The sequence below is a fragment of the Paenibacillus sp. Soil787 genome (assembly GCF_001429545.1).
GTDB lineage: Bacteria > Bacillota > Bacilli > Paenibacillales > NBRC-103111 > Paenibacillus_E.
Genome location: NZ_LMSP01000014.1, coordinates 16479 through 41812, shown reverse-complemented (window position 1 = coordinate 41812; position 25334 = coordinate 16479). Strand labels below are relative to the sequence as shown.

General features: G+C 45.6%; 23 protein-coding genes, 2 pseudogenes and 1 riboswitch. Of the genes and pseudogenes, 5 read left to right on the top strand and 20 right to left on the bottom strand.

Annotation, left to right across the window (positions count from 1 at the left end; all coding sequences use genetic code 11):
• Nucleotides 1-1155: 1155 nt before the first annotated feature.
• The 3 genes from ASG93_RS16680 to ASG93_RS16670 all read right to left on the bottom strand — a co-directional run bounded on the left by ASG93_RS16680 (nucleotide 1156) and on the right by ASG93_RS16670 (nucleotide 5460).
• Nucleotides 1156-2640 carry an HD domain-containing phosphohydrolase gene (locus ASG93_RS16680; RefSeq protein WP_056833691.1) on the bottom strand — a complete coding sequence of 495 codons (1485 nt, stop codon included), beginning with the start codon at nucleotides 2638-2640 and terminating at the stop codon, nucleotides 1156-1158.
• An 809-nt stretch (nucleotides 2641-3449) separates the two neighbouring features.
• Entirely contained in the window at nucleotides 3450-4895 is a 1446-nt protein-coding gene (locus ASG93_RS16675; protein WP_029196197.1) for a flotillin family protein, read from the bottom strand.
• Between the two features lie 37 nt (nucleotides 4896-4932).
• Complete coding sequence (locus ASG93_RS16670) at nucleotides 4933-5460, bottom strand: NfeD family protein (RefSeq protein WP_056833690.1); 528 nt, start codon at nucleotides 5458-5460, stop codon at nucleotides 4933-4935.
• A gap of 198 nt (nucleotides 5461-5658) precedes the next feature.
• Between ASG93_RS16670 and ASG93_RS16665 the strand changes: the two genes are divergently transcribed.
• A complete protein-coding gene (locus tag ASG93_RS16665) occupies nucleotides 5659-7224 on the top strand; it encodes a copper amine oxidase N-terminal domain-containing protein (protein ID WP_056833689.1) in 1566 nt (521 codons plus the stop codon).
• Between the two features lie 144 nt (nucleotides 7225-7368).
• Here the strand turns inward: ASG93_RS16665 and ASG93_RS36385 are convergent, their stop codons facing one another.
• Nucleotides 7369-7536 carry a hypothetical protein gene (locus ASG93_RS36385; RefSeq protein ID WP_235550872.1) on the bottom strand — a complete coding sequence of 56 codons (168 nt, stop codon included), beginning with the start codon at nucleotides 7534-7536 and terminating at the stop codon, nucleotides 7369-7371.
• 32 nt (nucleotides 7537-7568) lie between these two features.
• On the opposite strand from ASG93_RS36385, the gene ASG93_RS36380 reads away from it, so the two are divergent.
• Both ASG93_RS36380 and ASG93_RS16655 read left to right on the top strand, forming a co-directional pair.
• Nucleotides 7569-7790 carry a hypothetical protein gene (locus tag ASG93_RS36380; RefSeq protein WP_235550871.1) on the top strand — a complete coding sequence of 74 codons (222 nt, stop codon included), beginning with the start codon at nucleotides 7569-7571 and terminating at the stop codon, nucleotides 7788-7790.
• Nucleotides 7791-7966: 176 nt separating this feature from the next.
• Nucleotides 7967-9571: a copper amine oxidase N-terminal domain-containing protein gene (locus ASG93_RS16655; RefSeq protein WP_056833687.1), complete on the top strand. Its 1605-nt coding sequence runs from the start codon at nucleotides 7967-7969 to the stop codon at nucleotides 9569-9571.
• A 66-nt stretch (nucleotides 9572-9637) separates the two neighbouring features.
• On the opposite strand, the gene ASG93_RS16650 is transcribed toward ASG93_RS16655, so the two are convergent.
• The 8 genes and pseudogenes from ASG93_RS16650 to ASG93_RS16615 all read right to left on the bottom strand — a co-directional run bounded on the left by ASG93_RS16650 (nucleotide 9638) and on the right by ASG93_RS16615 (nucleotide 16677).
• Nucleotides 9638-10993 (bottom strand): 8-oxoguanine deaminase, encoded by a 1356-nt coding sequence (locus ASG93_RS16650; RefSeq protein WP_056833686.1) that lies wholly within the window; start codon nucleotides 10991-10993, stop codon nucleotides 9638-9640.
• Between the two features lie 61 nt (nucleotides 10994-11054).
• Nucleotides 11055-11152, bottom strand: a riboswitch (purine riboswitch).
• Between the two features lie 67 nt (nucleotides 11153-11219).
• Nucleotides 11220-12206: a GerAB/ArcD/ProY family transporter gene (locus ASG93_RS16645; RefSeq protein ID WP_235550870.1), complete on the bottom strand. Its 987-nt coding sequence runs from the start codon at nucleotides 12204-12206 to the stop codon at nucleotides 11220-11222.
• A gap of 25 nt (nucleotides 12207-12231) precedes the next feature.
• Nucleotides 12232-13329, bottom strand: coding sequence for a GerAB/ArcD/ProY family transporter (locus tag ASG93_RS16640; protein ID WP_056833684.1), 1098 nt, complete (start codon nucleotides 13327-13329; stop codon nucleotides 12232-12234).
• 13 nt (nucleotides 13330-13342) lie between these two features.
• Nucleotides 13343-13576 carry a hypothetical protein gene (locus tag ASG93_RS16635; RefSeq protein WP_056833683.1) on the bottom strand — a complete coding sequence of 78 codons (234 nt, stop codon included), beginning with the start codon at nucleotides 13574-13576 and terminating at the stop codon, nucleotides 13343-13345.
• Nucleotides 13577-13582: 6 nt separating this feature from the next.
• On the bottom strand, nucleotides 13583-14239 hold the full coding sequence (locus tag ASG93_RS16630; protein WP_235550876.1) for a Ger(x)C family spore germination protein: 657 nt from the start codon (nucleotides 14237-14239) through the stop codon (nucleotides 13583-13585).
• Nucleotides 14240-14258: 19 nt separating this feature from the next.
• A partial coding sequence (locus ASG93_RS16625; protein ID WP_235550875.1) for a Ger(x)C family spore germination protein occupies nucleotides 14259-14927 on the bottom strand: 669 nt, incomplete at its 3' end.
• 37 nt (nucleotides 14928-14964) lie between these two features.
• Nucleotides 14965-15180, bottom strand: a pseudogene (locus ASG93_RS16620) (Ger(x)C family spore germination protein); the annotation flags it as partial.
• A gap of 12 nt (nucleotides 15181-15192) precedes the next feature.
• Complete coding sequence (locus ASG93_RS16615; RefSeq protein WP_235550869.1) at nucleotides 15193-16677, bottom strand: spore germination protein; 1485 nt, start codon at nucleotides 16675-16677, stop codon at nucleotides 15193-15195.
• 416 nt (nucleotides 16678-17093) lie between these two features.
• Here ASG93_RS16615 and ASG93_RS16610 point away from each other — a divergent pair, with 416 nt between their 5' ends.
• Nucleotides 17094-17294: a cold-shock protein gene (locus ASG93_RS16610; protein WP_029196201.1), complete on the top strand. Its 201-nt coding sequence runs from the start codon at nucleotides 17094-17096 to the stop codon at nucleotides 17292-17294.
• 65 nt (nucleotides 17295-17359) lie between these two features.
• Nucleotides 17360-17560 (top strand): cold-shock protein, encoded by a 201-nt coding sequence (locus tag ASG93_RS34195; RefSeq protein ID WP_082562262.1) that lies wholly within the window; start codon nucleotides 17360-17362, stop codon nucleotides 17558-17560.
• 75 nt (nucleotides 17561-17635) lie between these two features.
• On the opposite strand, the gene ASG93_RS16605 is transcribed toward ASG93_RS34195, so the two are convergent.
• The 8 genes and pseudogenes from ASG93_RS16605 to ASG93_RS34190 all read right to left on the bottom strand — a co-directional run bounded on the left by ASG93_RS16605 (nucleotide 17636) and on the right by ASG93_RS34190 (nucleotide 25312).
• Nucleotides 17636-18484: an SDR family oxidoreductase gene (locus ASG93_RS16605; protein ID WP_056833679.1), complete on the bottom strand. Its 849-nt coding sequence runs from the start codon at nucleotides 18482-18484 to the stop codon at nucleotides 17636-17638.
• Nucleotides 18460-19556, bottom strand: a pseudogene (gene uxuA / locus ASG93_RS16600) (mannonate dehydratase). Before uxuA ends, ASG93_RS16605 begins: the two are co-directional and overlap by 25 nt.
• Nucleotides 19553-20584: a zinc-binding alcohol dehydrogenase family protein gene (locus ASG93_RS16595; protein ID WP_056833677.1), complete on the bottom strand. Its 1032-nt coding sequence runs from the start codon at nucleotides 20582-20584 to the stop codon at nucleotides 19553-19555. The pseudogene uxuA and the gene ASG93_RS16595 overlap by 4 nt, the downstream one beginning before the upstream one ends.
• A gap of 36 nt (nucleotides 20585-20620) precedes the next feature.
• Complete coding sequence (locus tag ASG93_RS16590) at nucleotides 20621-22465, bottom strand: TRAP transporter large permease subunit (RefSeq protein ID WP_056833676.1); 1845 nt, start codon at nucleotides 22463-22465, stop codon at nucleotides 20621-20623.
• 101 nt (nucleotides 22466-22566) lie between these two features.
• Complete coding sequence (locus tag ASG93_RS16585; RefSeq protein ID WP_056833675.1) at nucleotides 22567-23595, bottom strand: TRAP transporter substrate-binding protein; 1029 nt, start codon at nucleotides 23593-23595, stop codon at nucleotides 22567-22569.
• Nucleotides 23596-23832: 237 nt separating this feature from the next.
• Nucleotides 23833-24534, bottom strand: coding sequence for a GntR family transcriptional regulator (locus ASG93_RS16580; protein WP_056833674.1), 702 nt, complete (start codon nucleotides 24532-24534; stop codon nucleotides 23833-23835).
• Nucleotides 24535-24709: 175 nt separating this feature from the next.
• A complete protein-coding gene (locus tag ASG93_RS16575; RefSeq protein ID WP_056833673.1) occupies nucleotides 24710-25090 on the bottom strand; it encodes a general stress protein in 381 nt (126 codons plus the stop codon).
• 57 nt (nucleotides 25091-25147) lie between these two features.
• A complete protein-coding gene (locus ASG93_RS34190) occupies nucleotides 25148-25312 on the bottom strand; it encodes a DUF1328 domain-containing protein (protein WP_082562263.1) in 165 nt (54 codons plus the stop codon).
• Nucleotides 25313-25334: the final 22 nt, after the last annotated feature.

Here is a 25334-nt window from a genome sequence, read left to right as displayed (position 1 = left end):
TTCCGCGCGATAGGTCTGGATTTGGATCTGAGAAGGCCGAATTGGACTTCTCGGCGGGGGTTTGCTAGCGCGAGCGCTGCRAGAGGGCCCAAAGGGACCTYTCAGCCGCCTTTTCCGCGCGATAGGTCTGGGTTTGGATCTGAGAAGGCCGAATTGGACTTCTCTGCGGGGTTTCACTAGCGCGAGCGCTGCGAGATGATTAGTAAATGGGAACCTTCAACGTCTGATCCGAAACTTATGCTTTCTTTTAAAGTGGTACCAAAAAAGTGGTCAAATCCACTGTGGATTATAGGTTGGCTTGAAAGCGAAACTCTGTGTAGTGAATTTCGAACATTTAGGCTGCAAATCTTGAGATCGAGGGGAACGAGGATTCGTTATTTCGGTGATTATGTCGATGCGGGACCCTCACGCGGAACGTAGGTACTCTATTTTGGCGTTTTACCGGTTTTTCCACCTCGAAAGCGTGAAATAAAGGCTCCTCGTTCCGCGAAAACGTGAATTACGCGGTTTTGAGAAAAATAAAGCATCTACGTTCCGCTAAAGTCTGGTGATGCCGGTTCGTGTTGAGTTTGAGTTTGGGATAAACAAATATAAGAGAATATGTTCACAGGTGGATGAACAATTATTGTTTGGCTACTTGGTAGAAGGAGCTGCTGGGAAAATCACCCTGAAGGTCCTTTTAGGTTTTAGAGGATATCCATAATTCTGTATTCACGTCCCCGTGGAATTGCCCCTCAACATGTATCCCTTCCATTTCCGTTTTTCATTTTACACCACTTATCCACAAATCGGCACCTTGCATAATTTCCTCAATTTCCCACACGGCCAAAGATAAACGACTCCGTCGTCCTTCAGTGACGATTGGTTCTCCTTAAGACTGTGCATATATTAAGGCTGGTGCAACTACCAAAAAAGGTTATTCTGCCCTGCGGCTTCCCGAAGGAGCAACAATCTGCGATGCACCGGGTCGTTGTGGCCCGTCTCTTATCTACGGGTTCGGAACACCAAGAAAGTGCGACCTACCTTCGCCAGCCATAGTAGTAGTATGGACAAAATTTCCATTCATCCGTGGTGCCGCAACGCGGCATGGAAGTCTTATCTACAAATAAAGGCCTCACAACCCGCAGTTCCTGCGGCTGTGAGACCTTTCCTTCTTTAAACCTTATAAACATCAATAAACCTTTGAGCGAATCGGGGATCCCACTGGGTCCCCTTTCCCTCAGCGAGAATGGCCAGTGCCTTCCGGGCCGGCATCCCTTTCCGATACGGACGATCGGAGGTCATGGCATCGAAGGCATCGGCCACCGCAATGATGCGGCCGAACATAGGGATATCCAGGCCCTTCAGGCCATCCGGATACCCGCGGCCATCATAGCGCTCATGATGAGAGCGCACGCCTGGAAGCAAAGGCGCCATAGCCTCAGCGGGCTCGATTTGCTTCAAAATCGATTCACCAAGCACGGGGTGCAGCTTGATTTGCTCGAACTCCTCGTCGGTGAGCCGACTTTCCTTCAGCAGCACGTCGTCGCGCACACCAATTTTACCGATATCATGCAGCAGGGCGGTCTTGTTCAATAGATCGAGCTCCTGCTCGTTCAGATCTACAGCTTGTCCAATCAGCAAGGAATACTTGGCGACACGTGTCGAATGACCTGCTGTATAGGCGTCCCTAGCATCTAGTGCAGCAGCTAATGTGGAATAGTAGCTCTGCAGCAGTTGGTTGTTCATTTTATCACGTGTTTCAAGACCCTTGACCATGTGGTTGAAGCCCGCAACAAGCTGCGAAAATTCATCTGAATATAAGTCTGAGGCTCTCACTTGCAGGTCGCCAGATTGGACTTCTTTCATTGCCCTATATAAATCTCCAATTGGCTGCTGGATGTCTCTTGCCAGCATGTACGCCCCTAAGGAGGAAAAACCGACTCCAAGCAGTAAAATAATACCTGCCCATTTCCAATAATCGACCGTCATTTCCGAGGACTCTGAAATCAAGCGAATTTGAGTTGCTAGACTGAACAGAAAGAGCGGCATAGTTCCAATTAGAAAAGCGCTTAGCTGAAATTTTCGTTGAATCGAAACGATGACTCGTCCATCCAAGGATACATCTTCACCGTAAAGGCGCTGTCCCAATTCCCGTATATGTATGAGCACCGGCCTAATGGCCTGAGCAGTCGTGAAGAACTCAAGTAAAGCGTGCATGCTAGCAACAAGAACCGCCCCAATACCGGCAAGTCCAATGTAAAAAGCCGGAAGAGATAACCAACCTCGCGCAATCCCGATGCTAGCCATCGTCATAGCAGGGATCGATAAGCCAAGAAAGTGCGGTCCCATGATCCGCATCACCGAAAGCGCTGGAAACCGGTGCGTTTGTAAATAGGCTTCTCGGATGGTTGCCAAATCCGGAGTCTCCCGCTCCAGCATCTGGCGAATCGGCTTCATGTGCCTACGAAACACCGTGATTTCAGCAAGCATCATCACGCATAGCGAGGTGATCATAATGAAGAATACGCGCACCATTTCAGCATTCGAAATCGTTAGTGTTGTAGAAATTATGACTCCGCCTACCACAACAACCGCAATCCCAGAGCCCATTATATAATTTAGCAATAAATTCCGTAGAAACTTTCTGTATATCTGCACGATGTAGAGTCCTCATTTCTTTGAAGCTATCGATCATTACGGCGAAATCTAGTGTTTTTCTCATTGTATAGCAATTCAGCAAATTGCGCTTTAAATCTAAAACATTTTAAGAACAAACTGGATCTTCAAGCTGCGTGGTCTCTGAATTACATTGGAGAAAATCCAATAGAATATCAATTCAGGCTCTGGATATCCAACTTTCATTGGAGAAAATCCAATAGAAACCAACATTTTCCATGAATATTAGCATTTAGAAGCAGTTCGATTGGAAATAATCCAATGTAAGATGTCATTGTTAAGCCTGAATAGGAAAACCATTGGATAAAATCCAATGGTTCAAGCAAACGCGAGGCCTCCAAGCTGTTTCTGAAAAGAACCTTCGGGAGAATAAACACTTCTAGCCGAGGGTTTATCTAACCCTCAGCTTTACCTTTCTTACCACCGTTCCATTACTTCTGGGCATACCAAATAACCACCAGTAGCATTCTTTGCTTGCAACGAGGACATCCCAGGGGATCGCGGTTAATCGCTTCTAATCGTTCACGGTAACTCTCCCCGTCATAACTACGATTCTGCATCCGCTATGGCTGGTCTTGCCAAGTATCTTCCTTTGTATTTCGCCGCTCCTTTGGCATCTCTCATCTTCTGCTCTGCATTCACGTTCACTCATTCATCCCCCCCCCCTCAGTTCCTTTTACACCACTTATCCACGAATCAGCAGCTTACATAATTCCCTATAAAAAAAATCCTCAGCCTGGAAGCCGAGGACGTTGCTCGTTTACGGTACTCATTTAAATAATTCATTCACGTTATTCCGATTCCTTGTTCAAAATAAGTTCATTATCCTTGCCTAGAAATGCACGAGCAAGATCCGTCACGCTTTTGCCCGTTAGCGTCTGTGTAATCTCCGGTACTTGCGCGATCATTTTGGCAATATCGCCTGTAATCCGATTCACGCCTGATGTCGTTCCATCTTGTGAAATCACCGTAATTTTATCGACATTGCTCAGCGGAGCCGCAATTTTCTCAGCCAATTCCGGCAGTATGCGAAGAATCTCCACCGTAACCGCCGCCTGTGTATACTGCTTGTAGGCCTCCGCCTTCTTCTCCAGCGCTTCAGCCTCCGCAAGCCCAGCCAAGCGAACGACTTCCGCATTCGCTTTCCCTTTGGCGAGTTCCGCTTCGGCCGTCGCTTCGCCGCGTTTTCTCGTCGACTCGGCATCCGCCTCGGCCTCGAGAATTTGCCTCTGCTTATTGACTTCGGCGCGCATAATGGCCGCTAGCTTCTCCGCTTCAGCCGGCTTAATAACCGACGCTTCGAGCTCTTTCGCCTTCAACTCGACTTCAATCTGGCGAACTGTCTTGTTCGCCTCCGCTTCCATCTGCCGGATCTTCACCTGTTCCGTTACGAGCGACTGTTGAATTTGCTTCTGCTTCAACTCATAAGCCAAGTCCGCTTCTGCCTGACGGCTTGTCGTTTCCTGCTTGAACTCCGCTTCCTTCATGCTGAGCTCTTTGCGGTACTGCGCTTCTTTCGCAGAAGCGGCGCTCTCCGCCTCAATCTTTAACTGATGAGCTTCCGCTCGACGAATCGCGGATTCCTTCTCCGTATCTGCCTGACGAATTTGGATATCCCGCTCCACTTCAGCTCTGGCAATACTGGCACTTTTGCGGATACGCTCCACTTCCGGCACACCCAGATTCTCAATGTAGCCTTGATCATCGGCCACCCGTTTGAGCACGAAGGAGATGAGGCTCAGCCCCATTTTATCCAAATCCTCCGAGCACGTTTCTCTCATCTTGCTGTTGAGTTCATCCGGATTCTTGAGAATAGATTCAACTGGCAGCTGCCCGACCAACCCACGAAGATGCCCTTCTACCGAATGCAAAATCATCATTTCCCGCTCTAACAGTGTGTGGTCAAGAAACTGCTCCGAGGCAGTGCCGATCGCGACTGGATCACTTTGAATTTTGATCTGAGCCACCGCCTCAATCTTGAGCCGTATGCCCTGCTGAGAAAACATGGGTTGATCCGGCTTCACATCGAAGCTCATGAGCATCATGGAGATCGTTTTGAAGCTTTGAAAACCAGGGATGACGAACGTCCCTCCGCCTTGTACGACCCTTTTACCACCTAAACCATACACAATCATCGCTTCATTCGGCGGCACTTTCTTGTACGCTCTCACAATGGAAGCCAGTAAGATAAAAACGACAACTACAATCGCAACAACCGTATACAAAATTCCCAACATAAACGCATAACCTCCCAGTAGTTAATTGCAGCTGCTATTATTGGTTAAACCTCGTAACCGTCGCAATCCCCTTATTCATGTGCAGAACAACGACCTTCGTCCCTTTCGGAATGGATTCCCCATTCTCAGAACGAACACTGATAGAGCGCGTAGTGCCATGCAGCACAAACATCATTTCGCCCATACCCTTCCCATGAATCGGCACAGACAGCTTCCCTAACTGACCACTCAGATCAAAATCGCTCTCTTTCATGCTGTGATCATGCTTATAAATAACTTTGGCGTAGAGAAGAAAGAAGAGCCATCCTACGACAAGACCAGCACCAATCGCGATAAGCAGAATGAGCAAACTACTCGTCATCCCAACTTGATTGAGCATATACCCCATGCCGCCAAACACCGTCAAACTAGCTAAAATGGAAGATAAGTTAAAAAAAGACGGTCCACCATGGCCATGGCCAGCCCCGTGATCCACATGAAACTCAAAGAAATCGCCGCCAAAAAACGTAACAAGTACGGTAAGTACAAGGCCTACAAAGAAACATATGGCAAACAACGTCATCATAGACAATTACCTCCTAGGATTTTTGCTTCAGCAAATTTACCTTGTACCCGTTAGGCCTCATAAATATAGACGAATTTGGTAATAAAAGGTTTCGCTCAGAAAAATTTACTTCTAACAGCGAATCCTTCCGCTTTATTTCGCGTATAATCATTGGACGTCTTTTACTATTTTTATTAAACCTAAGGAGTAGATTATCACATGTACAAAAAGAAATTGACTTGGTGGATCTCCGCCGCAATGGTTCTAATGATGTTTACTTTATCAGGCTGCCAGGCTGTGCAAGGATTAGACCTTGCTGAGGCCATCCAGAATGACTGGGCCGTGAAGTCCGCAGAATCCAAAGGCACTCTGCAGCTCGAGTTTGTGCCCGGCGACAATTCGAAGCTATCCGCTGAGGAGCAGAAGGCACTAACCGCTCTGCAAAACGTGAAAATCGATCTCACCAATGTGAAAACACAAGATGCACAGCACCTTTCGGCAGATGGTACGATTACATACAGTAAAGGCACAATTCCTTTCAAACTTGCCACCGAGGGCACCAAGTTCATTTTGAGTGTCGAAGGTGCGAAGAAACCGATTGTTTTCGATGTCTTAGGAGGTTCTAATTTATCGTTTACGAAGCTGTTACCTACAGCCGTTCAAGAGCAGTTTGGCAACAAAATTGCGGAAATTAAATCTGCGATTATTGGACTTATTTTAGCTAATACGCCTAATCCATCGAACATAACCGTCTCACCTGTCACGGACAAAGTGAACGGCGAGTCCCTCTCTTTGCAAAAAGCGCATATCGAGCTTAGCGGCACGGAACTGGCTTCCCTTCTCAAAAAGCTGCTGAGTAATGTTCTCGCTGATGAAGCAGGATTGAAAGATCTGATCAGCCAATTGTACGATGCCCTCTCACCTATTATTGAAGAGCAAATCAAGGGCGGATCTACCGACTTTTCGTTAAAAATCTTAAGCAATAAACAGTTAGCCGTTGGACTTGTCTATCCGCCTATTCAAGATTTCTTGAAGAACACAGCTGCTTCCTTAGATAAAATGATTGCTGGAGATGCTTCGGGCGAGCATGGCATCCTGCCGATTCAGGATTTATTTAGCAGCAAATCAGCCCTTCAAGCAGATATTTACACTGACGCCGATAAGCAGGTTCGCAAGCAAAGCCTAGTGTTAAATGTTCCCCTTACGAATACGAGCTCTGGCATTGCTGCTTTCAAGCTGTCCTACGTAAGTGAGACGTGGAATATCAATAAGCCGGTCACGGCGAATACCATCGACATTTCTGACGGTGTGCTAAATGTAGGTATGGAAGCTTCATCTATCTACAGCTTATTGAATAACCTAGATAAGCAGTCTCTCTTTTATAAGCTGCTCAAGGAAGACTTAAAAGTGACGAAAAAAGAAGTCAATCTGAAGTTGAACGAAGGTGCTTCCGGGGCTGAATCCGATACCCCACAGCCTTTTATTAATTCAGATAACAAAACGATGGTGCCTGTGAGGTTTATTTCTGAAAAGCTTGGCGCTGAGGTTGGCTGGAACGGAGATCTTCAGCAGGTTACCATCAAAGACCTATTGTCAGGTGCAACGATCATTCTGAAGTTAGACAGTAAGATCGCAAGTGTCAACGGCGCTTCTGTCGAGTTAGAAAGTGCGGCTACGCTCCATAACGGATCCACTTTCGTGCCGATTCGATTCATCGCGGAGCAGCTCGGCGGCATAGTTTCCTTCAATGACGATACGCGTGTAGTTACGATTAAACGAGACTAACCTGTCGAATGGACACGAGTTGGCGATACACCTTTCTTGGGCGGCTGAATAGTCTAGTAGTGAACTTAGGCAAAAAGCCTGCTGCTAAGCGCAGCCGCACGAAAAAGGAGCGAAACCGTATGTATACGAATCCATCGCATCACCCTATTCATCCAGTTCATCCAATTCATCCTGTTCATCCTGTTCATCCCGGTCATCCAGTTCATCCAGTTCATCCAATTCATCCTGTTCATCCTGTTCATCCTGTTCATCCTGTTCATCCTGTTCATCCTGGTCATCATGGGCCTCATGTTCTTTTCCAGGCAGAACCAAATTGGCAGCACATGTTAAGGCAGAAAAGAGATATGATCGCAGGTGCACTCCACCCTCACATCGGTCGTACTATTCGTGTCACAACGTTAGAAGGACATACGCATGAAGGTGTTTTGGTTAACGCGGATGGACACCATGCATACCTTCAAGTGAATCCTCATGGTCAGCATAGACCCGTCTATACGCCTGCTCAATACAACCAAATCATAACGCTTGTCCTCTTCGAACTATTGGTTATTTTACTGCTAGCTTAAGATAAAGCTCGTTCTCGTCAAGTCGTTAAGACTTCTGAGAACGAGCTTTTCTATTAGGTGCATCTAACGCCATTGTTAAATTTTTCTAATCGAAGCGCATCTTTCCCTCTTTTTCTGCGTATAAGCTATCACTGCTATTTTTTACTAGCTATTATATCTAAGGAGTAGATTTGTAGATGCAAAGAAAGAGATTTACTTGGTGGATTTCCACTGCATTAGTTATTATGCTTTTGGCGTTAACGGGGTGTCAGGCTGTTCAAGGGCTGGATTTGGGACAAGCTATTCAAAATAGTGCCTCCATTCAATCCGCCGAATCCAAAGGCTCACTTGAAATGGATATCATCACAGGCAACACAGATGGCTTGTCTGCTGACGAGAAACGGTTAATTGACATCTTGCATCATGTGAAATTAGAGCTGAAGAGCATCAAAATGCAAGATAAGCAGCACATCTCTGTAGACGGTGCTCTTACTCTTTACAGCAAGGGATCTATCCCCTTCCAACTCAATGTAAATGGGACCAAATTCACGATACAGATTGAAGGCGCTAAGAAACCGCTTGTCTTTGATCTGATGGCGGCTCAAGCTGGCTTGGCTGGCTCACCTTCTGCAGCACTATCTTCTGACTTGCAGCAGCAGTTATTCAAGAAAGCTGAAGAATTATTGCCTGCATTGCTCAAATTCTTCTTAACCAATGCTCCTAATCCGGAACATTTCTCTGTCTCTTCCGTGTCCGAGCCTGTTAATGGTGAAACTCTTTCCATGCAAAAGGCCCATATCGAGATTAAAGGTAATGAACTCGTAGGCCTTCTGAAAACATTCCTAACGAACATCCTCGCGGATGAAAAGGGCATGAAGGAATTGATTGGTCAGCTTTATGATGTATTGGTGCCTGTTATTAAAGAACAGATGAAAGCTTTCCCCCCTAAAGGTGGGTCAAGTTCTGAATTGCCAGATCTTATGATGGCTTACCTTGATAATAAGACGTTAGCTGTTGAGTTTGCTTACACAACCATTCAGCAATTTCTTCGGAAAGCTCTCGACGATTGGGACAAGAACATGAATGATACACTTTCCTCCGCACCCGACTCCCAAGTGAAGGCATTACTGAGTGATAAAACCGTACTTAAGACCGATTTCTTCATCGATACCGATAAACAGATTCGCAAAGTAAATGCAGAGCTTACACTTCCCCTCACAGAGGTTAGCGCGGGAGTCAGCGGGCTTAAATTTACTTACACCAATGAAATTTGGAATATCAATAAGCCTGTTACAGCTAGTGCAATTGATACCTCTGGCGGGGTATTAGACCTAAGTAAGATATCAACCAACAACAATACCTTTCTAAAATATTTCAACAAGGATTCTAAGTTCTATTCCTTTTTGAGAGATGATTTGAAAATAGCCAAAAAAGACATTCACTTGCTGATAAGTCAAGGCGGCGCTGACAACTATGAATTTGATTCCTCCCATCCTTTTATCAATGAGGATCAAGTTTCCATGGTCCCGGTTCGATTCCTTTCGGAAAGGCTTGGCGCGCAAGTGAAGTGGAACGCGGACTCAAAGCAAATCACAGTCAAAGACGAACTAAACGACAAGACAATTATTCTGACCCTTAACAGTAAAACAGCGAGCGTTAACGGATCACCTGTTCAATTGGAAAGCACTCCGGTCCTGAAGAATGGCACCACTTTCGTTCCGCTTCGTTTTATCGCCGAGCAGCTTGGCTGTAAGGTTGGTTTCGATAATAAAACAAGCAGTGTAACCATTACAAGAGAATAGCCTGCTCCTATGCCAAAAAAGCTCGCCCTCATTCGGTCTATAAGACCGGTGTGGGGCGAGCTTTTCTCATTGCTGAATGAATCTTTCGAACGAACTTTGACATTCTCTAGCTAATTTCTCCTCATCAGCTCCAACCAGTCTGCCGTTCTCGACGACAACCTTCCCATTCGCAATCGTATAATCAACCGGACGTTTGAGTCCAACTGTGCCTAGCCACGACTTCGGATCTGTCAGAGTTCCCACAGCGTCAATTTGATCTACACGCACCATGAACAAGTCAGCAGTCTTGCCAATTTCCAGCGAGCCTATGTCGCTTCTTCCCAATATTTCCGCTCCGCCTCTGGTTGCAACCTTTAGGAGATCATAGCCAGTCGGAGCCTGACTGCTTGACTGAAGCCTGTGCAAGAGATACGAGACCCGGAGCTCCTCTAACAGGTTCGAGCCATCGTTAGAGGCGCTCCCATCAACGGCTAAGCCTACGGGAATCCCCATCGCAAGCATCTCGGGTACCCTGGCTATGCCGGACGAAAGCTTCATGTTCGATATCGGGCAATGTGCGATTCCTGTCTTGGTATGTGCAAGCTGCTTCATTTCGTCATCGTTGAAATGTATTCCATGCGCATACCACACATCGGGTCCTAACCAACCCAGACTTTCCATGTATGCCAATGGCCTCATACCGAAACGTTCGAGCGTGTAGGCTTCCTCGTTCTTCGTCTCAGCTAGATGCGTGTGCAGCCGCACCCCCTTGGACCTAGCTAGCTTCGCCGATTCCAGCATGATATCCGCGGATACGCTGAACGGTGAACACGGGGCGAGCACTACCTGCCGCATGGAGCCTACACCGGCATCGTGGTAGAGATCAATTAGCCTTTCACTATCGGCTAGAATCGTATCTATGTCCTGAACAACGCTCATGGGAGGAAGCCCTCCCTGATCCTTGCCAAGCGTCATGGATCCTCTCGAAGCAACGAATCGGATACCAAATCGCTCCGCTGCTTCGAACTGTTTATCTATAAAATGGGCACTATTTTGCTGCGGAAATACATAATGATGGTCGAAAACTGTCGTACAACCGTTCTTCATCAGATCAGCAATCCCTGTAAGCGAACTATGGTACACGGCGTCCGGTGTAATCCCTTTCCAAATTTCGTAGAGATAACGCAGCCAGTCGAATAACTCCAGCCTCTGTACCTGTGGCAGATTACGCGTGAACGTTTGATATAAATGATGATGCACGTTAATGAGACCGGGATACACGAACATCTGGGACGCATCAATCACCTGGTCTGCCTCATACAGATCCTTCCCCATCTTCACTATCCGATTGTCTTCAATCAGGATATTCGCCTGTTCCAGCACACGATCCTCCGTATCCAACGTTACAATTGCTTTTGCATTGCGAATCAACAATGAACCCATCCTATCTTCCTCCTCAACGTAAATGAGGAAACCAAAAAAATCCTAACAACAAACACAATATATGAGCATATATTGTGTTCGTAGTTAGGATTTAGGTTCCCAGTAGAGCCCCCGAACCGAATTTATCGAGGTTATACGAACTATGAAGTTGGGTCTTGCTGCTTACAATTAGCCCCAGTATAGAGTAGAAATTGACCAAGAGTCAATCATTTATTCGCTGCGTAAGTCAAAAGCTCGCTCTCTTTCGCTCTATACGACGTCTAAGAAGCGAACTTTTTCTCATTATGTTAAAAGGTGCAGGCCGGTAGTCTTTTAATTTTAGCGTCTGAGCAAGACCTAAAGCTATGACATAAAAACAAACCGCCAGCTTAAAAAAGATCGTAATAAGCCAAATCACGGCCAAGATTGCTTCAGCCCGCTGCAGAAAGTTCCCCACGTTTATTTGTTTAGCCAACGTATAGCTTGGATACATATTTCTAACCGTAAAATCGGTGCCGAGAACTAAAGTAGACATTACGGTAGTGATAATCACAAAGATGCCACCGATCCATGTACCCGCTAAGAAAGCATTTCTCGCTTTTTTTGTCCGATTCACATAAGGAAATAACATTAAAAAAACAACTAGTTCTTGCAGGCTGAAAAAATAAAATGCGGCCAATACTACAGGCTTGATCCCCCCCTCAAGGACAGGCTGTATGTTGTCAATCTTTATTTTTGGGGAAAGAAAACCAACGAGAAGAAGAAAAAGGATGATGACCCACGGCAAAAATATTTCCGACGCGCGGCCTATATTTTCAAGTCCGAGCCGCACCGCCAGTATAACAACACTTATAAAAACGATGTGAACAACTTCAATCGGCGTTTCCGGCATGATGTGTGTTGTCATAAAGTTGCCTACAACCCGAAGCAAAAATGATGCTAGGAGAAAAATAAAAGAAATAAATAAGAGGGAAACCGTTTTTCCCAACCATTTGCCTAAAATTCGCTCGCTGTACTCAGCTAATGTCATATTGGGAAAACGATTTCCGAGCGCATGATATAACAGTACCGATAACAATCCTGCTCCTATGCCGAGTATACTGGCTATCCATCCGTCTTGTTTCGCCACTGTAGCAAGACTCGAAGGTACGATCAAGATAGAGGTTCCGATCGTATATAGAATGACCAGTACGGTATATTGACGAGCGCTGATTTTGCCTTTTTCCAGCATCATTCCCCCCCTTTCGTAGTCGTTTACATCAATTGTTCCTTTTCTTCCGAAAAATAGCCGCGCTTAACAACAGCATAGGCAAAAAAAGGCCAAAAGTAGCTGCATAAATCGGCCAGATTTTTTGATTAAACTCCAGTAGATAAGTCGAACTCGGAATGCCCACAATGGAGAGCACGGTTAGAATCATACCTAAAGGAAACGTTAGGAACCGATAGTCTTTTAAGTTCAATGCCTGGGCAATACCTAAAGTGACTACATAAAGGAAAATGCACATCCTGAAAAAAATCGTGATAAACCAAATAACCGCCATAATGGCTTCTATACGTTCCAAAAATTGACCTACGCTTATTTGTTTGGCCAGCACATAACTCGGAAAGTTCTGCCTTGTAGCTTGATCGACTCCAATAACCAGAATAGTCAGAGCCGTAACGACGAATAAGAAGATTCCCCCCAGCAAAATCCCGGTAAATAAAGCTTTTCCAATCTGCTTTGTCCGATTTACATAAGGAAAGAGCATTAAGAATATAACAGGTTCGACAAAAGGAAAACTGATAAAGGGGACAGCAGCCCTCAGCACAGGTTTGATCCCTTCCTCCAATACGGGTTGAATGTTCTCAAGCTTCATTTGTGGGGCTGTAAATACAATCAAAAGGAGAAATAGCAGGATGACCCCTGGGAAAAACAGTTCGGCTGCACGAGCCAGAGGTTCCAGTCCGAGTCTCACTCCCATAATGATAATTCCTAAAAAAATAATATGAATAGCTTGAATCGGGGTTTCCGGCATGACTTGAGTTGTTACAAAATCCCCTATGTTGCGAAGCGTGAGGGAAGCCGTAAAAAATGGAAAGGCGGTTAAGAAAAAAAGAGCAACCGTTTTACCCAACCATTTTCCGAGAATTTCCTCCGTATATTCGGCAAAGGTCATATTGGGAAAGCGGCTCCCTAGCGCAACGTACAAAGGCATGATGAATAATGCTACCCCTACTGTCAGTAAAGCCGCTATCCAAGCGTCTTGTTTGGCCTCCGAGGCAAGAATGGAAGGGATGATCAAGATGGCGCTACCGATCAAATACAGCGTTACTAAAATCGTAAATTGACGGCTGCTTATCTTGCTGTTTTCCAGCATCTTTTTCCCCCCCTTACTTCAATAACCCTAATAGAGCATCACTGAGCGGCTTGTAAACAACAATAATCCAATCCAACGGGTTAGGTATTTTCACTTGCAAACTCTTCGCAATACTTAGTCCTACCCCAAAGAGAAGCATAATGGAAAATACCCATAGTTCCTTTCTTAACTGTCTCCTGCGAAGAGAAGGAACTTCGATGATGATGATTGCAATGGTTACCGCAAGGATTCCTGCAACTGCCCACATGCCGATTTACTCCTTTTTCTTCATTTCTTCCAGAAAAGAATTGCTCACGGTGCCTAAATGCCGAATCTTCCCATCCACGTTCACATGAACCGGAAGATTGACAAATATTTGATCCCAATCATCTTTCGCTTTTTCCCAATATTTAGGTTCAGAACGATGAATCACTTCTCCAAATCCAAAAATATCGACTTTGTATTTTTTTTGCACATGATGAATGGTCTGTTCGATGAATTCACGGGCCTTTTGTTCCGCAACCTTCTCCAACTCTTCAATCGATTTCGTCTTGGTCAGATCAATCTTGCATTCCACTTCCCCTACATTTACTTCTGTTCGAACGTTTACATCAATTCGGGGGTTTCCGCTCTCGAGCTTACCCTTGACTTCCGTTTTTGAGCGTATGACTTCTAATGCAAATTTTCCGCCTTCAGGGCAAGCAAAAACGCCAACCGTACTTTTCACATGATCGACGACATAGTTATACGCTTTGCTTTCTTCTTCGTTCAGCCAGCCGATCAGTTTGTCTTTTTTAAACACAGCAAGTCCCGAATACTGCAATTGAGCAGGAGAAGCAATCTCCTCCATGTTCTTCTTGCTTTCGCCTATTTCTTGTTCCCCTTTTATTCGAAGTCCTGTTACGACGGGATGTTTCCCTTCACTTACGATGTCAGCTATCAGTTTATCNGACGACATAGTTATACGCTTTGCTTTCTTCTTCGTTCAGCCAGCCGATCAGTTTGTCTTTTTTAAACACAGCAAGTCCCGAATACTGCAATTGAGCAGGAGAAGCAATCTCCTCCACGTTCTTCTTGCTTTCGCCTATTTCTTGTTCCCCTTTTATTCGAAGTCCTGTTACGACGGGATGTTTCCCTTCACTTACGATGTCAGCTATCAGTTTATCCAATGTGATTGCCGCTGTGGGCGCCCATGCTTTTTCCGACGTTTTGAGCGAAGAGAACATTTGATTAGCTGGGATCGATTCCAGGTGCGTTGATATTTTCAGTGTATTTGCGGYGCTTGTATYCTTCGMTACTACAATGAAAAAATCCGTTCGAAGWTCGTGATCTCTGGACATGAAATCCAAGACTTTTCCGACCCCTTCTTTGGCTACTGCTTCATGAATAACGAGCATCCGTAGATGAGACAAATAAATTTTTCTGGGAGCAACCGTTGTCATTTTTCGTAACGCTTCAAAAATGGTATCTCCTGTGACCTGATACATCGTCACCGGTGCGCGGGTACCCCCCCCTTTCTTCGCGGCCACTTSTCCCGGATCCACAACTTGCACGGAGACCCGATATTGATTCCCCGCTTTATCGATCCCAATAGCTACCGCGATCGCGAGATCATTCAATTCCCGGCGGTTCCAACATCCGGTGACGAATAAGAGNATACATCGTCACCGGTGCGCGGGTACCCCCCCCTTTCTTCGCGGCCACTTGTCCCGGATCCACAACTTGCACGGAGACCCGATATTGATTCCCCGCTTTATCGATCCCAATAGCTACCGCGATCGCGAGATCATTCAATTCCCGGCGGTTCCAACATCCGGTGACGAATAAGAGTAAGACGACGAAAATGAATAGCAGACCCGTCTTTCCTATCATGGCTCAACCCCTCTATTTTTGCCCTGGTTTCGGGGAGTGGTTTTGCTCGCGAATCACATTTTTCTGGTTAATCAAACGCGGACGGGAAACCATTGCCCATTGGGGCAATCGAAATATCGTATCCTTTTGGTCAGCAAGGATAAAAGGGCCAAACGGACTCATATAAGGAACCCCGAAACTCCGCAAGCTGCACATGTGAAGCACAAGCGCAATGACCCCTACGATGATGCCGAATAGACCAAAGGAAGCGGCAAGCCCCATTAACGGGAAGCGAATTATTCTTATGGCTATGGACATGTTCATCGCAGGAACAACAAAACTGGAAATCGCCGTAATCGATACGACAATGACCATAGCCGCGGATACGATTCCCGCCTCTACAGCCGCTTGTCCGATAACTAATGTTCCAACGACAGATATCGCTTGCCCTATGGGCCTTGGCATTCTGATACCCGCTTCCCGCAGGATTTCAAATGTTATTTCCATCATGATCGCTTCGATAAATGCAGGGAAGGGGATACCCTCGCGTTGGGCCGCCAAACCAATCAGCAGTTGAGTCGGAAGCATTTCCTGATGAAAAGTCGTAATGGCGATATATAGAGATGGGCCTAGCAGGGCAATAAAGATTCCGATAAAACGAAGAATACGAAGAAGACTGCCGATATCTGCGCGTTGATAATAATCCTCCGGCGATTGTAAAAATGAGATACACAAAGCCGGAACGACGAGAACGTGCGGTGTTCCGTCCACCAGGATGGCAACTTTCCCCTCCAACAGTTCGGCCGCAATCACGTCAGGTCGTTCCGAGTTGTACATGGTTGGAAACGGGCTGTACTTTTCGTCCTGAATAAGCTCCTCGATATACCCGCTTTCCAAAATGCCATCAATGTCGATGCGATCGAGGCGCTGTCGAACTTCTTCCACGACTTTGTCATTCACAATGCCGTTTATATACATGATGGATACGTCGGTTTTGGTCACTCTGCCGATTTGTCTTGTCTCCAGCCATAAATGAGGATGTTTGATTTTCCGCCGGATTAATGCACTATTCGTACGGATCGATTCCGAGAAAGCTTCCTTCGGTCCACGAATGACCGTTTCTCCGGTTGCCTCCGTCACACCCCGGTCTTTAAAGCCGCTCATACCGATAGAAAAGCCTTGCGCGTATCCGTCGAGCAACAGAATCGCATTACCGGACAACAGGCGGGTAAATAGCGTGTCGAAATCGGTTATATGCTGCATATCGCCTACTGTGAGGACATCGCCAATAGCCTTATTTTTCAAATCAATGTTCGGAATGTCTACCATGAGGGTTTCCATTATGAAGTCTTGGACAGATTTCGTGTCTACGAGCCCATCCGTATAAATCACGACTGCATCTATTCCGCCGCCGTTCCCCCCGATTCTGAACTCCCTAAAGATGATGTCATCACTGTTTCCAATCACCTCTTTGATTGATCGGAGATTGTCTTGAAGAAGCAAATAAATCTGTTCCATGTTTGAGGATGACCCATCAGAAACGCTTTGTGAGACGATTGAGCGGGAGCGAAATAATTTATCGAAAATGGACATACTACGACCTTCTTTTGCAAGTTTGATAGTTCCAGTATGACCCCTGCAAACTAGATATAAACTTGCAACTACGGCTTACGGCGATTTCCCGAACGTCAAAGAATAAGGTGTCCATACTTTCGCAAGGAACATCTCGTAATAGATGATATTCGGGCTTAAGTTCGAAGTATGGGTTTTATTTTTATGAGAGGTTTCTCGAAAAATGAATTTTTAGTAAAAATGGAATAAGCTCCCCTTTAAATGGATATATTATCAAAGCTGCGTTAACAAGCTGTCGGGATCTACGCGATCTTCGGAAACAGGAGCGCAGGCACAAATTATTGTTGGAGGTTTTTGTATACATGGAAACAGGCACGGTTAAATGGTTTAACGCAGAAAAAGGTTTTGGGTTCATTGAAATGGAAGGCGGCAAGGATGTCTTCGTTCACTTCAGCGCTATTACTGGGGAAGGCTTCAAGAGCTTGGATGAAGGCCAAAGCGTACAGTTTGAAGTTGTTCAAGGTAACCGCGGACCGCAAGCTGAAAATGTAGTCAAGCTGTAGTCCTTCACCACATATTGCTTTAACTGCTTGCGAGTCTGAGTCTACTATGACAAGGAGGAGTTCGATTGTACTTTTCAAAGAAATCGTTGGAACCTGTCCCCGAGGAGCAAACCAGCATCTGGACCTGCAGCACCGAACAGTGCTCATGCTGGATGAGAGATAACTTTTCATTCGCTGATAGTCCTGCATGTCCAATTTGCAATTCATCCATGGTCAAGGATTTAAAGATGCTCCCAACCTTATCGAACACAAGCAGCAGGCGATGAATGCAAGAAGGTAGCCATTGATTTACGAAAAACCCTTGCGTCTCCGAATGGAGGCGTTAGGGTTTTTGTTTTTGGTCATACGCCAGAATAAGACATGAATCCGCCATCTACCGGAATCGTGATTCCAGTAACAAAGCCTGACATATTTTCATCTGCTAACCAAAGCAAGGTTCCGAGGAGGTCCTCGGGTTTGCCGAATCTTCTCATAGGGGTATGAGATAATATCTTTTGTGATCTTTCCGTTAGGGAGCCGTCTTCATTTGTTAGCAAACGTCTGTTTTGCTCGGTCAGGAAAAAACCGGGAGCAATCGCATTCACCCTAATACCCGCCTCCGCCATATGCACAGCTAGCCATTGAGTGAAATTTTCAATACCCGCCTTGGCCGAACTGTAAGCGGGAACCTTCGTCATCGGACTTGGTGCACTCATGGAAGACATGTTTATGACAATGGCCCCTTCTTTGCCCAGCATCTTTCTCGTGAACACCTGTGTCGGGATAAGCGTACCCAGGATGTTTAGGTTAAACACATAGTTGAAGCCTTCTTCCGTCAAATCAAAAAAGGTTGTTATTTCTTTGTTTGTGAGATCATCCATTTTAAACGTTTCGTTCGTTGTGATTCCTTTCGGATGATTTCCGCCGGCACCATTGATTAGGATATCGCATGTTCCGAACGTTTCGGAGACGATCTTCTCCGCATCTTTAACATTGTCAGCATGAAGTACATCGCAAGCGATAGCTATTGCTTCACCACCCATGTTTCTGATCTTGTCAGCGACCGCTTCTCCCTTTTCCGCCGTTCGATTCAGGATAGCCACCTTTACCCCTTGCCTTCCGAGCTCTTTAGCCATTGCTCCGCAAAGAACTCCGCCTCCGCCAGTAACAACGGCTACCTTACCTTTTAAATTTTCATTAATCGATAACATGTGCTTCCTCCCGTCTAGACCGCTCCAAAGAATCCCAGATTCCCCACAAGTACATGATTCCGAGTGCTCTGTCGTATAACCCGTAACCCGGTCTGCATGCTTCGTCGAAAATATGTCTTCCATGATCCGGTCGTGCATACCCCTTAAAGCCTATTTCATGATAAGCTCTTACAATTTCACAAATGTCTACGGTCCCGTCCTGCGCTCGGTGGGAGGTTTCGATGAAATCTCCATTCTCGTAGACTCTTACGTTCCTTATATGCGCAAAAGGAATGCGGTCTCCGAATTCTCTGACCATCGCAGGTATATTGTTGGCAGGATTTGCTCCCAAAGAACCGCTGCAAAGCGTAAGACCGTTATACGGGCTATCTACCATTTTCAGCAGTCTTCGAAAATTATCGGCGCTCGTCATAATTCTCGGCAATCCAAAAATAGACCACGGCGGATCATCCGGGTGAATGGCCATTTTGATATCATAATCTTCTGCCACTGGAATGATTTGCTCCAAGAAGTACTGGAGATTCTCCCACAACTTCTCTTCATCTATCCCTTTATAGGCTTCAAATAGCTTTGAAAGATACTTTAATCTCTCCGGTTCCCAGCCTGGCATCGTGAAGTTTGGATTTCCCGCAATTTTAGAAACAAGCTCCATGGGGTCCATATTGTCTACCTTCGCCTTTTCATAGAAAAGAGCAGTTGAACCGTCCTCTAGTTCTTTGTACAGATCCGTTCGCACCCAATCAAACACAGGCATGAAATTATAGCAAATCACCTTCACGCCAACTTGAGCTAAATTTCTTATCGTTTGTTTATAATTTTCAATGTAACGGTCTCTCGTAGGGAGCCCTTGCTTAATATCCTCATGGATATTTACGCTCTCTACGACCTCAATGTGAAAACCATACTGGTCAGCATGCTTCTTAACTTCGCGAATTCTCTCCACCGGCCATACTTCTCCCGCCGGGAGATCATGCAGAGCCCATACGATGCCTTCAACGCCTGGAATTTGCTTAATGTGCCGCGGGGGAATCGGGTCGTTCCCCTCCCCATACCAACGGAATACCATTCTCACTTCTGCATCCCTCCGACTTCCAGTACTACTTTACGAACCTCATTCGGACTTGTTTCAATAAGCTTAATCGCTTGATGAATATCCTCTAGCGCAAAGCGATGCGTTACGAAGGAATCGACCTTCATATTGCCGCTGTTAAACCATTCGATGACCTCGGCAAACTTATCCGACTGCAAACGGGATCCCACAACGGTCAATTCTTTCTTAGTAATGTGAAGCTGCGCAATTTGGGAAGGTGCATCGCTGAAGCCGAGTACTACGACTCTTCCGGCAACGGAAGTAATTTCAACTGCTTGCTCAAATGTCTTGACTGTACAAACTGCGTCGATCGTCACGTTAGGACCGATTCCACCTGTAATGCGTTCGATTTCAAAATTGATATGATCCTTCTGGGGATTTAAAACATAATCGGCGCCGAGTGACCTAGCGTAGTCAAGCTTATCATCGCTTAAATCCGAAATAATGCAGACGGCCCCTTTAATCTTCGCCACTTGCAGTGCGCACAATCCGATCGGGCCAGCACCCATAATAAACACAATATCTCCAGCTTTAACATCGCCGCGCCAATTAGCCTGGGCACCGATCGTAAACGGCTCAACCAAAACCGCTTCGTGCCAATCAAGCCGGCTGTCTACTTTATGGACAATCTTCTCAGGAAGGACAATATATTCTTGATAAGCCCCATCCTTGTGTACCCCGTAAACCTCGAGTTGTGTACATACATTTTTACGTCCAGACTTGCAAGCGTAGCAGTTTCCACACCATTGGATGGGCTCCATAACTACCTTATCCCCGACAGCCAGTCGTTTCACATCCGAGCCGATTTCAGCGATTTCTCCTACCATTTCGTGACCGATCACGCGCGGATATGTCGCAACAGGCGACGTACCGTGATAAATATGCATATCGGAGCCACAAATGCCCACCAAGCGAACTTGAATCAGCACTTCGTCTCCCCGGTTTATGCGGGGCATTTCCTTCTCAATAATTTCGATCTTTCCCGGAGTTACGACTTGTATGGCTTTCAAATGTTGCTCCCTCCACTCTCTTTATATATCTAATTTCTAACTCAGATGCATCAACTTGGGTACTATAAGGCTAAACCATGGTACAAAAGCTACGAGCAGCAAGCCGATAAACAAAACAATTAAATACGGCACCATCGCGCGAGAGGTGTCCTCTACTTTTGTTCCGCTCACGGAACAAGCAATATAAAGTCCAATCCCTATAGGAGGAGAGAAAGCCCCAAGTCCCATAGCAATGATCAGTACGATGCCATACTGCAGGGGATCAATACCGAATTGCGGCGCAATCGGAACCAGAAGTGGAGCAAAGACTAGCAGGGCAGGTATACCTTCCAGTAAAGCCCCCATAATAATCAAGATAATGACAGTAGCTAGCATGAAAATCAGACTCGAATGCCCGGCCAAACTGACCATAAATTGGGCAATTTTTTGCGGCAAACTTGCTGCCGTCAATGTCCAGGAAAAAGCGCTGGCCGCACTAGTAATGAAAAGGAGCATACCGGCTTTAACGGATGTATCTACCATGATATCCCAGAGCTTCTTCCAGGTCAGCTCCTTATAAAACAACCCTGCCGCAAGTAAGGAGTAAACAACGGCAAAGCTCGAAACCTCAGTGGGAGTAGCAATACCCGTGACGATCCCGCCGATCAGTAAAACGGGAACCAGCAAGGCCGGAATGGCAATCACCCCACGCTTGCCGACTTCAGATAGACGCACACCTTTCGTTCCCGGATATTTGTTAGACAAGCGTGCTTTGATATAAATCGCCACCATTAAACAAACGGCAATCATCGCAGCTGGCAAAAGCCCTGCCATAAACAGAGAACCTACAGAAATCGTCGTGATGGACCCCACAATCAGCATCGGCAGACTGGGAGGGATCGTTTCCCCCATAACCGTAGCGGAGGCCAGAACGGCAGCACCCTCGTTTGGTTCATACCCGTTATCTTTCAGCATAGGGTTCAAAGTTGAGCCAACAGCTGCCACGTCGGCTGCTTTGGAGCCCGATAAACCAGCAAAAATATACATAGTGACGACCATAGATTGAAGAAGCCCGCCACGAATTCTCCCAACAATAGATACAACAAAATCAGCCAGCCTTTTGCCTAATCCACCTTCTGTCATGATATATCCAGCCATCATGAAAAAAGGAATAGCCAATAAGACGAAATTAAGGACGCCATTTTGCATGGTCATTGGAACCTGTGTCAAACTTCCTCTACCAGAAAGATAAAGGTACATCATGGAAACAACAGAAAGTACGAAGCCAACAGGTACTCCAAGAGCGAGTTGTACGGCAAAGGATCCGAACACGATCCAATTTACAAGAGCTGAGTTTCCAAGCGGTCCCCATAAATGATTGATTGCTATCAATATCCCCAGCGAAACCAGAACGACGATACTGCTTATAAGTACAGGAAGTCGCTTCAGATGCCACAACCTTTGCAATGCGTAAACGGCAATTAAAGTCAGCCCAACCGTGAGGGGAATAACAAACCATCCCATACGGAGGTCCAAAACCGCTGTGTGTTCATTCCAGCGCATTTTGATGACTCCAATCGAATAATAGGCACCTAGCACGGACCCTGTAAACACCAGCCATTCGACAAACGCATCGATGGTCGGCCTCCATGCCTTCGGTAAACGGTCAATGACAGAGTGAACTGCGATGTACTCATTGCGGGTATAGGCTAGCGCACCACCCAAAAAAGCTACGGTCGTGAGAGCCAACTGTCCTAGTTCATCAGCCCAAAGAACCGGTGCATGAAATACTTCCCTTGCAATGATGTTGCCGAAGATGACCACGAGTTCGCCAATCACGGCTATACCTACCAAAATACCTAGAACGGTGTCTAACCACCGTTTGAATGAGTTTTCTTTCATAAGTACTTACACCACCTGTTTAGAGAAGTCACCAAGTTGACTTAGACTCAGTATGTGCAACCGATATGTCCTTAAGGTAACTTCTCAATCATTTTGTTCTATTACTTGGTTTCGACAATTTGCTGATATTGGCCTGGAATCCATTTGAGTGACTTTTCTAATTGTTCCGGCAAGCCCTGCATCTTATCTAAAAATGCCTGGCGATCCACGTTAACAAATTTCATGCCCTTCTTCTCCAGATCAGTACGGAATTGAGTTTCTCCATCTTTGACCACACTTATTTCGTAAGTTGTAGCTTCCTTCAGTGCATCTTCGACAACTTTTTTCAGATCCGCTGGCAAGCTGCTGTAAAACTTATCGCTGACAGTAACTAAATAGGGTCCGTAAACATGCTGCGTATCCATCACATATTTTTGAACTTGGAAAAAGCTGGAGGTAGAGATAATAGCCAAAGGGTTTTCTTGTCCGCCAACAACCCCTTGCTGCAGTGCGGTGTAAAGCTCTGAAAGGTTCAATGCCGTCGGAATTGCCCCTAGCTTTTTCCATGTTTCCACATAAGTTGTCTGTGTTGGGACTCTCAGCTTATAACCTTGTAGATCTGCAGGCGTCTTAATCTCTTTATTTGCGGTTAGATAACGAGGCCCCCGCGCCCAAACACCAACGAGACGAACGCCTTTATCCTTAACAAAAGCTTCATTCAACTGCTGACCGATGGGCCCGTTATATACTTTAAGCATGTGGTCCGTGTCGCGGAATGCGAATGGCATGGTCAATGCCCCAAAGCCAGGTTCAAAAATGTTAACCGGTCCATCTCCGGATATTTCCATCTCCAGACTGCCGCTTTGTTGAGCGTTTATCATATCTTGGTCGCTGCCAAGTTGGGAATTAGGGAACGTTTGTACATCAATACGACCCTTACTATTTTTATTAACCAGTTCTTTGAACTTCTCTGCACCCTTATCGGCATCACTGCCGGTGGATAGTATATATCCCACCCGAAGTACAATAGGCTTGGAATTGCTGTTATTGGCGGAGGAATTATCTGCAGGCGCACTTTTTCCACAGCCTGTAATCACTAATGAAAACACCATCGTTACCGAAGCCACTGCAGTAAAAAATCTCTTTTTCATACTCATGCTCCTCATGATTTAGTTGTTTGAATACTTTGGCACATCTATTAGATCCCCATTAACACTGATTAAATCCTCGGTTTCTTCAAGCGAACACCTTTCTTCTTTCGTATTCCACATTCCCCCCTTCAATATTATAAATATACTAGTATACAAGTTTGCTCATTCGTTTATTTCAAAAGTATCCAAAACAAACGAATGGAGCATGTAAACGTATTCATTTGGTGCAAAATTTTATTACAATCGAAAATAATGGGAATATTTCTGAATAAGATCGTTCATACTTCCCTCAAGCAAGAGGATATGTTCACTCAGCAAACGTTCTGTTAATTCTACGTTGTTCGAAGTTATGGCATCAAAAATACCCTCGTGCTCCGTCACAAGTCGTCTCATGTGTTTCGTTTCCTGAAGCTCCAAATATCGCATGCGATTCAAATGGCCCCTCATTTGATTAATGATGGATATCAAAGTGTTATTTCCTAAAGTTTCAAGTAAAGTATAGTGAAATTTTTCATCCAACTGAAAGAAGGTATCGAAGTTCTGCTCGTCAACCATTTTCTTCTGGTCATCTAATATTCCCTTCACTTGCGTATAAAGCCTTTGAAATCTTGCTTCTTCCGGGTTCCACAGTTTGGCAACTTCCTTGAAAGCGTTTGCCTCTAAACTTATTCTGACAAATCGGGCCTCATCGATTTTCTTCTTTGACATATAGGCGATCCGGGCACCGCGCTGGGGTTGAACCTCAATTAATTCCTCGGCCATCAACTTTCGGAATGCTTCCCGAATCGGTGTACGGCTCACTCCCAATGTGCTGCCTAATTCAGCTTCATATACCATCTGTCCAGGCTCCAAGCGCAATGAGACAATGGCGTCTCTAATCACTTGATAAGCGTTATCGGATAATGTTTCTCGTTTCGTTGTTATGTTTGGTAAATCCATATTCTCACCTGATTTCTATTGTAAACGCTTTATGTTTATAATACTAGCATACTTGTATACTAGTCAATACATTTATTTTAACTTTTACGGACTTTCAACAGACAGAAAAGAGACCCCGTAAAGGAGTCCCTCTTTTCATTCCTTTTATCGCTCAATAGCCTCAACTAACGTTTCCCTATAAAATAGTGCGTTGAAAATCTGCGCCATTATATTCTCTAACCTCCGTGGAAGGGGTAGCCAGAACAAGGATTTTCCCTTTATCCAGCTCGCCTTCCAAACGACTAGCCTCCAATTCGGGCACACCGAGCGCTCTCATTTTCGCCCGCAGCCCATCGCCGCGAGAACGAAACAGATTAGCAATCGATGTCAGCACACCCTCTTCAGCCATGGTGATCTGCTCAGCGCCCGTGTAGTTGGCGACGAAGTCAGTACCCTCAGCACTATGCATCAGCACGTAAATATGCTCTCGCTCAAAGCCTTCTCTGTACAATTGCTGCACTTTATTCTGCGCCTCTTGAAGATTCGATGTTACACTCACTCTGGTATAAGTATTCATGTTATTTCCTCCTCTTTGGCTATTATTTATTGGGTTAGTGCTGTGTAAAAGTTATTATTAAAAGCCTTTGCGTCTTCCAAAAATCAAGGATACGACGAACATAATCAAGAATACGAAGAATAAGACTTTGGCAATCCCTACCGCTGCCGAGACAATCCCAAAAAATCCAAAAACACCAGCTACAAGCGCAATGATTAGAAACATAATGGCCCAACCTAACATAGGAAACACCTTCTCTCATCAT